Here is a 13056-nt window from a genome sequence, read left to right on the forward strand (position 1 = left end):
GCATCATGAAAAATTCTATACTACTTCTCTTTACAATTATAGCTTGTTTTTCATCTGATTTGCATGCACAGCAGACAAAGATCAATTCTGGAAATAAACAGTATGACAGCTACGCCTATGTCGATGCGATAAAGACTTATGAAAAAGTTGCGGCCAAAGGCTACAAATCTGAAGACATGTTTAAAAAACTGGGAAATGCCTATTATTTTAACTCAGATTTCCAGAACGCGGCAAAATGGTATGGCGAATTGTTTGCCATGAATCCAAATCCTGAGCCGGAATACTATTTTAGATACGCGCAATCTTTAAAATCGGCTGGAGATATCGCCAAAGCCAATAAGCTTTTGGAGGAATTCAATGCCGTCTCAAAAAATGACAGCAGAGGAAAGCTCTATAGAGAAGATCTAAACTATCTGGACCAGATTAAAGCAAATTCTGGGAGGTACCAGATAGAAGACGCGGGCATTAACAGCCAATACTCCGATTACGGATCATTTGTCTATAATAACAAAGTTTATTTTGCATCTGCCAGAGATACGGGAAATTTTGTGCAGCGCAAACACAAATGGACAGGAGAATATTTCACCAATATTTATAATGCCGATCTGAACCCCGCAACGGGAACCGCATCAAAAGTGAATAAATTTAAATCGGCTATTAATACCAAATTTCACGAAGCTTCTCCTGTTTTTACAAAAGACGGAAAAACAGTCTATTTTACCAGAAACAACTATATTGACGGCAAAAAAGGCAAGGACGAAAGCAGAGTCACTTTAATCAAGCTTTATAAAGCAGAACTGGGAAAAGACGGCAAATGGACCAACATTGCCGAGTTTCCCTTCAACAGCAATAACTACAGCACAGCCCATCCGGCTTTGAGCCCAGACGAGAAAACGCTGTATTTTGCTTCCGATATGCCGGGATCTTTTGGAGAGTCCGATTTGTATAAAGTAACTATAAATTCAAATGGCGGCTTTGGTCCTCCGCAAAATCTCGGAAACAAGATTAATACAGAAGGAAAAGAAACGTATCCTTATTTAACTTCTGAAAACGAGATTTATTTTTCGTCTGACGGACATCCGGGTCTGGGAGGATTGGATGTTTTTGTCGCCAATATTGACAATAATGGAAAAGTGAGCAACATTCAGAATGTTGGGGCAGATGTCAATTCTCCAAAAGATGATTTCGCTTACATTATTGATACTGAAACCAGAAGAGGGTTTTTCACTTCCAACAAAGATGGCGGACAGGGTTCTGATGACATCTACAGGTTCTTAGAAACCAGAAGGCTTAAATGCATCCAGCAGCTGTACGGAATAATATCAGATGCAGAAACAGGACTTGCACTTCCTGGAGCAAAAGTCACTTTGTATGATGACCAGATGAATCTTAAAAATTCTGCTGTTGCAGATGGTTCCGGATTATACAACTTTGATGTTGAATGCGGAAAAACCTATTTCGTAAGAGCAGAAAAGCCAGAATTTGCTACAAAAGAAGTAAATATAACTATAGACAAGACAAGCGGCAAAACCAATCTTCCGATTGCGCTTGAAAAATCAACCTGTAAGGTTACTGTGGGCGATGATTTAGGAAAATGTTTCGGAATCAAAATGATTTATTTTGATTTGGATAAATCTAACATTAGAACAGAAGCAGCGTTGGATCTGGAAAAAATACTCGCTGTCTTAAACGATAATCCAAGCATGAAGCTGGATATCCGCTCGCATACAGACAGCAGGGCATCGCACCAGTACAACGAAGCCTTATCGGATAGAAGAGCCAAATCGACCATCCAGTGGCTGATTAAAAACGGAATTGCGCCTAACCGATTAACCGGAAAAGGCTATGGCGAAACCGAACTTGTAAATAAATGCGCAGACGGTGTTCCATGTACTGAAGCAGAACATCAAGCCAACAGACGAAGCGAATTTATTATTACGGCTCTGTGATTGCTAAAAAAATAGTATAAAGAAAAAATTTAAAAAAGTAATAAATCGTTTTATTTATAGAATTATAGCATCAAAAAACAAGTCGTTAACCTCCTTTTTTTCTGTTTTTATCAAAACGGCCTTTGCCTTTTGGGGCATAATTGAAGGCAATTCCAGTTTTGAATGATAAAAGCTTAGAAAACTTAAAATGCCTTATAATACAATTTTAAAAACTTCTAGGGGGGTGTTTAATCATCTTATAAGCATGATATTTGCAACTGTAAATGCCGTTTGGATTGGGTAGTTGTTTTTGGGCATATTTACATTTTGGTTTTTTAAATAATTTATTACAAGTGGGGAGATTTTTTATCTTCTCACTTTTTTTATTAATAGCTGTCTAAAAAGAAATATATAATTTGTTAATGTGTTGAAATACAGTATATTTGTATTGTTTTTAAATGCTGTCTATACCCTTTTATACACCAATAAGCATTAAAATTTAAGTAATCAAAGCAGTCTTTGCAATAATTTATAAGCCTGAATTAAGAACAGATATTCGTTAGTACGGCTCCTTTTAGATTTCATATTTTGTCCTTTTTTAAATAAATTATAATTACGAGCTAATTATATTGAATTGTTTTTACCCTGTATTTCTTGTCATGCTGAAAAAAAATCAAACGGGAGCTGTAGAGGCTAAATCGAATATTTTTTTTCATATAAACTACATTGATTATGAAGAATAGCAAATCGATTTACATCACAACAACGGTCATAAGTTTCTTAATTGGTTGGGATGGTTATGCTCAATTTTTAAATAATGGAGATTTCAAAGTAAATAAAAATACAATGGTATCTATTTATTTTGATTACAAAAACACTTCTGTAGGCAATTTCATCAATGATGGAGATGTGCATATTTTTGAAAACTGGGATAATGATGGAATTGTTTCCTACACTAATTCTGAAAACGGAAAAACAAATTTTAGAGGTACAACAGAGCAAATTATAGAAGGTGCAAAACCATCCGATTTTCAGAATGTAGTATTTGAAAATGCTGCTTCAGCCGTTCCATTTCATTTATCGGCTACACTTACAGTAGGTAAACTGGCCGAATTTAATAAAGGAATAATAAATGCTGATGATTATGGCGGTTTAGTAGTTTTTAAAGAAGATGCTTTTCATACCAAAGTGGGAAACCAAAGTTTCGTAGACGGAAAAACAGAAAACAATGTAGATCAGCCGTTTGAGTTTCCAGTTGGTGACGCATTATTTTTCAGACCTGCTTTTTATGAGTCGGCTTCCTCTGCAGGTACAGCGTATACTTCTCAATATTTTTTCAAAAACTCAGGATTTCTCTATCCTCATACCAGTAAAGACGAGAGTATTATAACAATCAATAATGCCGAGTACTGGGAAATAGTTCAAAATCTAGGGACAGAAAAAATTGTTTTAAGTCTGACATTGAGCACTACTACAACACCCTCTATTTTTTTTGATGAAAATCCAGATACAGAACTTGCTATTGTTCGTTGGGATGATACTGCTAAAAAATGGGTTAACGATGGCGGCATGCTTAGTGATTCAGCTACAAATCAGGACTATTCAAAATTGCTAACAGCTCAAGTGGGAGGTTATGGAATTTTTACCATGGCAATAGTTAAAAAAACAACTCCAGAGCCTAGCGATTTGATTATATACAATGCCATTTCGCCAAACGGAGATAATATAAATGACACATTCCATATAAAAGGAATAGATAAATATCCAGATAATACAGTAGAAATTTATAATCGTTGGGGCGTAAAAGTATATAGCGCAGATTCTTATAATGAAAGTGATATTATGTTCAAAGGATATTCTGACGGACGTGCCACTTATAAAAGAGGAGAAAGACTTCCAACAGGAACTTATTTCTATACATTAAAGTATAATAAAAGTGGAAAAAGCATAGAAGCTGCAGGTTATCTCTATGTTGATAATCCTTAACTGTTTAAGACGTTGGAAGATAATATATTAAGTATTAAGAATTAAGTATTAAGTATTAAGTATTAAGTATTAAGTATTAAGAATTAAGTATTAAGAATTAAGTATTAAGTATTAAGTATTAAGTATTAAGTATTAAGTATTAAGTATTAAGTATTAGGAATAAAGAATAAAGAATAAAGAATAAAGAATTAGAATTAAGAATGAAGAATAAAGAATTAAGAATAAAGAATATCTGCTGGTATAGCACTTCGGTCAAATTTAATCTTATACAAAATGAAAGGAAAATTACAATTCAAAAAGGTATTTGTTGTATTCATGCTACTTGGAATAAGTATTTTATCTCATGCTCAGGTGGGTATAGGAACTCTTAATCCCGATAATTCAGCGCAATTAGACATAACTTCGTTAAATAAAGGATTACTCGTTCCTCGATTGCCATTAGTGCAAACTACAAATCAGAGTCCCGTTGCGGGAAATGTTGCCAATAGTTTATTGGTTTACAATACAGCAACTGTAAATGATGTGACTCCAGGATTTTATTACTGGCAAGGCACAAAATGGGTTAGGATAGTTTTGCAAAGCGACCCTGTCATGTTTAATGAAACTTTAACGACGCTAACTTATAATGCCACTACAAATGAATTAACCTACAAAGATGAAAAAGGTATATCCAATCTACTGCAATTAACTGGGCAGACAGGTCCGCAGGGACCAGAAGGCCCGCAAGGTATTCAGGGAGTTCAGGGTAATACCGGAGCAAATGGAGCTGAAGGTCCTCAGGGAATACAAGGCCCGATAGGCCCGCAAGGACCCCAGGGTGGAATTGGTTTAATTGTAGACGGGACTAATACCACGGTAAGCGGCTCAGGTACAGCAACAGATCCTTATAAAGTAGATACCCCATCAATACCGGCAACAACAGTATCAAATACTTCAACCGCAAATAATTTAAACACTACTGTAAATGGTGTTACAGGTACCAATGTAAATATTATAAACTCAAATGTATTAGAGGCCACAAATGGCAATTTAATTTCTACCGTTAATGGTGTAGCTTCGGCACCAGCAATACCAATACTAATTGCAGCGGATAACGGATTAACAGCGGTTAATGGTAATGTGCAATTGGGCGGATCACTGGTTCAGCCCACAACATTAACCACAACGGCAGCCAATTCTTTAGCTATTTCGGGTTTACAAGCAGGAACTGCAACAGATAATATAATAGTGAGCGATCCTGCTACAGGAGTCTTAAAAACAGTAACCGCAACAGCATTAAATACAAATAACTGGAGTATAACAGGAAATGCAGGAACCTCGTCATCAACTAACTTTTTAGGTACAACAGATGATGTTGACTTAATTTTTAAAAGAGATAATATTTTAAGTGGCCAATTAGGACTTAATACCACCTTTGGTGTAGAATCAAATGCTTACGGTACCGATAATTGTGCTTTCGGCAGATTGTCACAAGTAAATAATTCACAAGCGGCATATGTTTATGGAAATGTAAGTATGGGTACTAGATCTCTTTATTTTAATGATACAGGAGTTGCAAACGTATCGATTGGATATTTGTCTCTTTTTAATAACCTTAATGGAAGATATAATACAGCAGTTGGTACTTCAGCTTTACAATATAATCCTTCTGGCGAAGATAATGTTGGAATTGGTTACAGTTCCTTGTATTTGGGAGCAGGAAGTGAAAATATAGGTATTGGATCCTTCAGTTGTAGCACAGGAGGGGTTTTTACTGTAAACAGATCAATTTTTATAGGAAATCGCTCAAGTCCTTTGAGTGATAATGAAACCAATCAAATTGTTATTGGATACAATGCCACAGGAAGAGGTTCTAATACCGTACAAATAGGAAATATAAATATGACCAGTATTGGAGGTCAGGTAGCTTGGTCAAACCCATCAGACCTACGTTTAAAAAAAGATATTGTAACCAGTACGTACGGTTTAAATTTTATAAGCAAACTTCGCCCAGTAACTTATAAGATGAAGAAAGGAACCACAGATTTACAAACTGGATTTATTGCACAGGAAGTAGAAACAGCTGCAAATAGTATTGGGTATGAGTTTAATGGTATTGTAAAACCTAAAAATGACAATGACTTTTACAGTCTTCGTTATTCAGACTTTGTGGTGCCGCTGGTCAAAGCCGTTCAGGAGCAGCAGGCGCAGATTGATAAATTACAGCTTCAAATTAACCAACAGCAAAAAGATATACAGGAACTCAGACAGTTAATAGAAAATAATTCCTCAAAAAAGTAAAAACAAAATAAAACAAGATATTGCCAAAACCGACTATAAGTCGGTTTTTTTTATGATATTATGTAGTGTTATGTTGTTAATAATCAATAAAAAGGGCTATTTAATTAAAAGTCTGTCAGTTAGAATAAAAGAAATGTCCTAATCTATAGGTTTAAAAACTTCTAGTGGTAAAAATAATTTGAAATCTGAAAGAAATTTGCACCATCAAAAATACAATTGAATTTGTGAATTGATTGGGTGTATTAATCTACGTATGAATGATTTTTATATCTAAAAACAATAAAATAAAAATTATAAAAATCATTAAAGTTCATTTTATGAAGAGTAAAATTTTACCATTATTACTGGTGTTAGGTGGTTACAGTGCCTATTCTCAGGTTGGAGTAGGAACCCTTAATCCTAATAAATCTACACAGCTCGAAGTTGTTTCGAACGATAAGGGGGTTTTATTTCCGAGAGTGGCACTGACAAGTTCTACAGATGCAACTACTATTAAAAACGGAAATGTTAACAGCTTACTGGTATTTAATACAGCAACGATTGCTGATATTACACCAGGTTATTACTATTGGTATATTAATAAGTGGCAAAGAATGGCTCTTTCGGAAGAAGCAAATGGAGGTACAGCAGAAGCAGGTGGCGGTAATGGAGCGCCTGGACCACAAGGAACTCCTGGTTATCCGGGTAAAGATATATTGGTCTATACGGATTATCTGACGAATGATGTGTATGTTCAGAATTCAAATGGTACATGGACAAAGATAAATGGTAGAGATGGTAAAGGTATTACTACTACTACAATTGATCCTGCTACCGGAAACCTTATTATTAAATATACAGATGGCACGACAACTGATTTAGGAAACATAAAAGGCGCAACAGGAGCAGTTGGAGCTAAAGGAGCGACGGGTGCAACAGGAGCAACGGGAGCTACAGGGGCAACTGGCGCAGTAGGAGCTACAGGGGCAACAGGCGCAATAGGAGCTACAGGAGCAACGGGAGCAATAGGAGCTACAGGGGCAACTGGCGCAGTAGGAGCTACAGGGGCAACAGGTGCAATAGGAGCTACAGGAGCAACGGGAGCAATAGGAGCTACAGGAGCAACAGGTGCAATTGGAGCTACAGGAGCAATAGGAGCTACAGGAGCAACGGGAGCAATAGGAGCTACAGGGGCAACGGGAGCAATAGGAGCTACAGGGGCAACAGGCGCAATAGGAGCAACTGGAGCAACGGGTGCAGAAGGCGCAACAGGAGCAACTGGCGCAGTTGGAGCTACGGGAGCAACGGGTGCAGAAGGCGCAACAGGAGCAACTGGCGCAGTTGGAGCTACGGGAGCGACGGGAGCGGTAGGAGCAACAGGAGCAACGGGTGCAGAAGGCGCAACAGGAGCGACGGGAGCAGTAGGAGCAACTGGAGCAACGGGTGCAGAAGGCGCAACAGGAGCGACGGGAGCAGTAGGAGCAACTGGAGCAACGGGTGCTGAAGGCGCAACAGGAGCAACTGGCGCAGTTGGAGCTACGGGAGCAACGGGTGCAGAAGGCGCAACAGGAGCAACTGGCGCAGTTGGAGCTACGGGAGCGACGGGAGCGGTAGGAGCAACAGGAGCAACGGGTGCAGAAGGCGCAACAGGAGCGACGGGAGCAGTAGGAGCAACTGGAGCAACGGGTGCTGAAGGCGCAACAGGAGCTACGGGAGCAACTGGAGCTGAAGGCGCAACTGGAGCGACGGGAGCAGTAGGAGCAACTGGAGCAACGGGTGCTGAAGGCGCAACAGGAGCGACGGGAGCAGTTGGAGCTACGGGAGCAACTGGTGCACAAGGCGCAACAGGAGCGACGGGAGCAGTTGGAGCTACGGGAGCAACGGGTGCTGAAGGCGCAACAGGAGCAACGGGAGCAGTAGGAGCTACGGGAGCAACGGGTGCTGAAGGCGCAACAGGAGCAGTAGGAGCTACAGGAGCAACGGGTGCTGAAGGCGCAACAGGAGCGACAGGAGCAGTAGGAGCAACTGGAGCAACGGGTGCTGAAGGCGCAACAGGAGCGACGGGAGCAGTTGGAGCTACGGGAGCAGTTGGAGCAACGGGAGCAACAGGAGCGACGGGAGCAGTTGGAGCAACGGGAGCAACGGGTGCTGAAGGCGCAACAGGAGCGACGGGAGCAGTTGGAGCTACGGGAGCAACGGGTGCAGAAGGCGCAACAGGAGCAACTGGAGCAGTAGGAGCAACAGGAGCAACGGGTGCTGAAGGCGCAACAGGAGCAACTGGAGCAGTAGGAGCAACGGGAGCAACGGGTGCTGAAGGCGCAACAGGAGCGACGGGAGCAGTTGGAGCTACGGGAGCAACGGGTGCTGAAGGCGCAACAGGAGCGACGGGAGCAGTTGGAGCAACTGGAGCAACGGGTGCAGAAGGCGCAACAGGAGCAACAGGAGCAAACGGTATAGGTGGTGTTACAACACAAGGAAAAAATGTTACCGTAACTGGAACAGGAACGGCTGCAGATCCATACATAGTAAATGCTCTTATTCCGCAACAGGTAGAAGAAGAATTTTCATCAACATTATCTCAAACCAAATTTACGCTGGCAAATACACCATCAAATTTAGCTACAATTAAAGTTTATATTAATGGTGTTAAAATTGATAAAAGGGCTTTTACCCTTTCTGGTAATGATTTGTTTTATGTTCCACAATTTAATGGTTGGTACGGGTTAGCAGCAGGGGATAATATCATGATTGATTATGCATATTAATTATGCTGTAAAATAAGATCAGAATATTTTGAAAAAGAGGAAGTGTATACTTTCTCTTTTTTGTTTGTGCAATTTATGAATTAATAGAAATGGCAAAGCTAGATTTAGCTGCCATAAAGCCCGAAAAAATTAGCTTATTTTGATACACTGATGTCTTTTACAGCACTTTAAGGTTTTTTTGTCATCGTAAATTTGCACGTTGTTAAAAGAGAAAATCCAATTGTAAATAAATTTATAAAATGAAAAAAATAATATGTGCATTTTTGCTTGTCTGCAGTGGTTTGACGTTCGCTCAAATGAAGCAAATCGTGACAGCAAATGGAGAAAGAGTAAATATAAATACCAATCCCATTACAAAAGCAAACAATGGTTTGGCCATAGATACTACGGGTACACAACCTAAAATACAGCTTGGCGGAAAATTGATTCAGCCAACTACCATAACAACCACTTCAGCTAATTTGCTCGAAATAAAAGGAGCCAAAACAGGTGCAATTAAAATTACAGATACCAATGAACTCCAAGGCAGAGTATTAATCAGCGATGCAAATGGAGTAGGTACTTGGGAGAAAAATACCGGTGGGCAAAAATCTTTATATACAAAATTTTCTGCATCTCCTGGACTTAATATGCTTGTGGGGGGCAATGGTATAGAAAAAATACCGGGTGTAGGCAGTTTCACCGCATCGGTTACAGGAAAATATCAAATTATATTTCATTCTTTTTTAACCAATACGCAAGCCGCGGGAGTAAAAGCATTTTACTTTGGTGTCTATAAAGGGAGTACAGAACTTTATATGGATGAAACCTATTCGTATATACAAACTTATTTTAATACACACCTCTCACGTGTAATAGATCTGAACGCAGGCGATGTAATAGATTTTGTTCTTTATTCGGCAGGTAGTTCTTTGGCATTGAGCACTTTATCAGAAAGAAATCAGGTTGAGGTGATTTATCTGGGAACCTGATAATTAAGAGACAATAACTAATTATCAGTCAACGATTCAAAAAAAAATAAGTTAAGAATAAAGAAATGAAAAAGATACTATATTTCCTTTTGTTGGTTCAGTTCGGACTAATAACAGCACAAAATAAAACAGTAGTGACCATGTATGGCGAGAAGATTTCTGTTAATATTAATCCTCTTGTTAAGGGAGATAACGGAGTAACAGCCAATGGTACCATACAGTTAGGAGGAGCTTTAATTAAACCTACCACAATAACAACAGCTCCAGCTTCATTATTAGAAATTAATAGCGCTACAGTAGGGGCAATTAAAATTACAGATGGTAATGAAGCAAAAGGCAAAATCTTAGTAAGTAATGCCTCAGGAACAGCAACATGGCAGGTAAATAATGGTACACAAAATTCATTGTATCAGCATTTTATCGTAAATAGTCAGTATGCAATTGTACCCAATACCTTGAATGCGCTTCCAGGTGTAGGGCCTTATACGGCCGCAATAGACGGAAAATACCAGATTATATTTCACAGTTTCTTTTATAACAACTGTGGAGCAGGATGTTACGGCTTTCAGGCTTTTGATTTTAAAATATTTAAAGCAGGCGTCGTAATTGGCGAAGAGAGAAAATACGGCTATACCGAAGATTATTTTAATACCCATTTGTCCCGAATAATAGATCTTAAAGCAGGAGACGTTATCGACTTTCGTATTCTCACTTCTTTTCCGTTTTGGGAGTTAAGAGCATACGAGTCTTTATTTGCCAGAAATTCTGTAGAAGTAATATTTTTAGGAGCATAATACCCAACAGCGATATAGATTTAGAAATGAAGAAAATAATATACATAATAGTATTAGTCCAAAGTGGCTTACTAATGGCGCAAAAGACAGTGGTAACTCCATATGGAGAAAAAATACAGCTAAACCTAAATACCATTAACAATGCAGACAATGGTGTAACGGCTATTCCAGGAGTACTCAGTCCTCAGGCAGACGGGAAGGTGCAATTAGGCGGAGCATTGATAAAACCCACTACAATTACAACAGACGCTGTCAATATTTTAGAAATAAACGGTTCCAAAACGGGAGCGCTTAAAATAACAGATAATAACCAGGCGCTAAATAAGGTTTTAATTAGCGACAATAACGGTACAGCAACTTGGGGAAACAATGTCGGAGTGCAGGATGCGTTATATAAAACATTTCCGTTTTCGGTAACATCAACCCTTACTATGACTGCCAATAATTTTATGGCTATTCCGCTGGCTGCAGGTCAGAACAACAAATACAAAGCAGAAGTTTCAGGCAAATACATGGTTAATTTTCATTCTTATCTGACTAACGGACCTGTTCCGGGCGACCGACAATTGTATTTTGGGGTATATGATTCTAAAAACGGTGCCGAAGTTAGTCTTATGGAAACGTATGAATATACCGGAGCTTTTTTTAATACGCACATGACGCAAATTGTCGAATTAAAAGCAGGTGATGAAATTAATTTTATGATTATGTCCTTTTATCCCTTTATGATCACTCCCGCTGATGCATTTAGAAATTATGTAGAAGTAATTTTTATCGGATTATAAAGCAGGTAATCTCTATGCAATAACCATTTTTTTGCACTGTTTAATATAAGAGGAAGAGACATACTTCCTCTTTTTTTTTTTTGTAAAAATTCGGCTTAACTCCTCGCTTTCATTATTCAATTATAGTTATATAAATCAAAATAAAATCTAAAAGTTATGTTATAATATACCTTAATCTATAACTCAAAAAACTTTTAAGGGTAAAGTAGGATAATTCTTAATCTGAAATTTGTGGCTTCAAATAGAATGTTTGAAAAAGAAACATTTAGTAACCGTAAAAAATTATTTATGAAAAATAGATTACTCCCTTTAGCATTTATTTTAGGTGGTTTTGGAGCTTTTGCTCAGGTTGGTGTAGGAACCCAAAGTCCTAATCGTTCTGCTCAGTTAGAGGTTTTTGCTACAGACAAAGGGATACTTATCCCTAGAGTGGCATTAACAAGTACTACAGATACAAAGACAATTACAAATGGTAATGTAGACAGCTTACTGGTTTTTAATACCGCTACTGCAACAGATATTAAGCCGGGTTATTACTATTGGTTTAATAACAAATGGAACAGAATCCTTATTTCGGGTGATGTAAACAATAATACGGGAAACGTAATTTATGATCCTGTATCAAACGAATTTACTTATATAGACAATAGTGGTAATGTAAAAATAATCAATATTGCTAATCTTATAAAGCTGAATGAAACGCTAACAACATTAGAAAACAAAGGCGGAGGTCTTTATACGTATACCAATGAGGCGGGAGATACGGTTGATATTGAAGTGGTGGGCGATGTAATCAAAAACTTTAGCACTATTACCAATAATAAAGACGTTAAAAAAATTCTGGAGCAGCTGATCAAAGTGACAGGCGGAAACGTAACTTATAATTCAAGCACTGAAAAATTCTATTATAAGGACGCCAATGGAAAAGATCAGGAAATTGACATTCCTAAATTAATACATGACAATGAAACGCTAACAACAATAGAAAATAAAGGCGGAGGTCTTTATAGATATACCAATGAAGCAGGAGATACTGTTGACATTGAAGTGGTGGGTGATGTAATTAAAAACTTCAGTACTATTGCTAATAATACTGATGTTAAAAAAATTCTGGAGCAGCTGATTAAAGTGACAGGCGGAAACGTAACTTATAATTCAAGCACTGAAAAATTCTATTATAAAGATGCGAACGGAAACGATCAGGAAATTGACCTTCCTAAATTAGTGCAGGACAATGAAACTGTAACAAAATTAGAAGGCAAAGGCAAAGGGCTTTACAGATACACCAATGAGGCGGGCGATACTGTTGACATTGAGGTAGTTGGGGATGTAACTTCAAACTTCACTACGATTGTAGCAGATCCTGACGTAAAAAGAATTCTGGAAGAATTGATCAAAGTAACAGGCGGAAACGTAAGCTATAATTCAAGCACTGAAAAATTCTATTATAAAGATGCGAACGGAAACGATCAGGAAATTGACCTTCCTAAATTAGTAAAGGACAATGAAACGCTAACAACATTAGAAGGCAAAGGCAAAGGGGTTTACAGATATACCAATGAGGCGGG

General features: G+C 38.2%; 7 protein-coding genes and 1 pseudogene. All 8 read left to right on the forward strand.

The features are described 5' to 3' along the window. Window positions 1-5: 5 nt before the first annotated feature. Window positions 6-1949 carry an OmpA family protein gene (locus tag ACFO3N_RS04665; protein ID WP_379795604.1) on the forward strand — a complete coding sequence of 648 codons (1944 nt, stop codon included), beginning with the start codon at window positions 6-8 and terminating at the stop codon, window positions 1947-1949. A gap of 711 nt (window positions 1950-2660) precedes the next feature. Then, complete coding sequence (locus ACFO3N_RS04670) at window positions 2661-3914, forward strand: gliding motility-associated C-terminal domain-containing protein (RefSeq protein WP_379795606.1); 1254 nt, start codon at window positions 2661-2663, stop codon at window positions 3912-3914. A 273-nt stretch (window positions 3915-4187) separates the two neighbouring features. Further along, complete coding sequence (locus ACFO3N_RS04675) at window positions 4188-6194, forward strand: tail fiber domain-containing protein (RefSeq protein WP_379795608.1); 2007 nt, start codon at window positions 4188-4190, stop codon at window positions 6192-6194. 317 nt (window positions 6195-6511) lie between these two features. Next, entirely contained in the window at window positions 6512-8938 is a 2427-nt protein-coding gene (locus tag ACFO3N_RS04680) for a beta strand repeat-containing protein (RefSeq protein WP_379795610.1), read from the forward strand. A 239-nt stretch (window positions 8939-9177) separates the two neighbouring features. Beyond that, window positions 9178-9909, forward strand: coding sequence for a hypothetical protein (locus ACFO3N_RS04685; protein WP_379795612.1), 732 nt, complete (start codon window positions 9178-9180; stop codon window positions 9907-9909). Window positions 9910-9974: 65 nt separating this feature from the next. Then, window positions 9975-10703, forward strand: a complete 729-nt coding sequence (locus ACFO3N_RS04690; protein WP_379795614.1) for a hypothetical protein — start codon at window positions 9975-9977, stop codon at window positions 10701-10703. A 74-nt stretch (window positions 10704-10777) separates the two neighbouring features. After that, entirely contained in the window at window positions 10778-11488 is a 711-nt protein-coding gene (locus tag ACFO3N_RS04695; RefSeq protein WP_379795616.1) for a hypothetical protein, read from the forward strand. A gap of 288 nt (window positions 11489-11776) precedes the next feature. Further along, window positions 11777-13056, forward strand: a pseudogene (locus tag ACFO3N_RS04700) (hypothetical protein); the annotation flags it as partial.

The organism is Flavobacterium chungangensis (assembly GCF_042654045.1).
Taxonomy (GTDB): domain Bacteria; phylum Bacteroidota; class Bacteroidia; order Flavobacteriales; family Flavobacteriaceae; genus Flavobacterium; species Flavobacterium chungangensis.

What these genes read in the sequence shown, in the direction of transcription:
- ACFO3N_RS04685 (WP_379795612.1), top strand. Translation starts at nt 9,178, where the DNA reads ATGAAAAAAATAATATGTGCATTTTTGCTTGTCTGCAGTGGTTTGACG.
- ACFO3N_RS04680 (WP_379795610.1), top strand. Translation starts at nt 6,512, where the DNA reads ATGAAGAGTAAAATTTTACCATTATTACTGGTGTTAGGTGGTTACAGT.
- ACFO3N_RS04690 (WP_379795614.1), top strand. Translation starts at nt 9,975, where the DNA reads ATGAAAAAGATACTATATTTCCTTTTGTTGGTTCAGTTCGGACTAATA.
- ACFO3N_RS04665 (WP_379795604.1), top strand. Translation starts at nt 6, where the DNA reads ATGAAAAATTCTATACTACTTCTCTTTACAATTATAGCTTGTTTTTCA.
- ACFO3N_RS04675 (WP_379795608.1), top strand. Translation starts at nt 4,188, where the DNA reads ATGAAAGGAAAATTACAATTCAAAAAGGTATTTGTTGTATTCATGCTA.
- ACFO3N_RS04670 (WP_379795606.1), top strand. Translation starts at nt 2,661, where the DNA reads ATGAAGAATAGCAAATCGATTTACATCACAACAACGGTCATAAGTTTC.
- ACFO3N_RS04695 (WP_379795616.1), top strand. Translation starts at nt 10,778, where the DNA reads ATGGCGCAAAAGACAGTGGTAACTCCATATGGAGAAAAAATACAGCTA.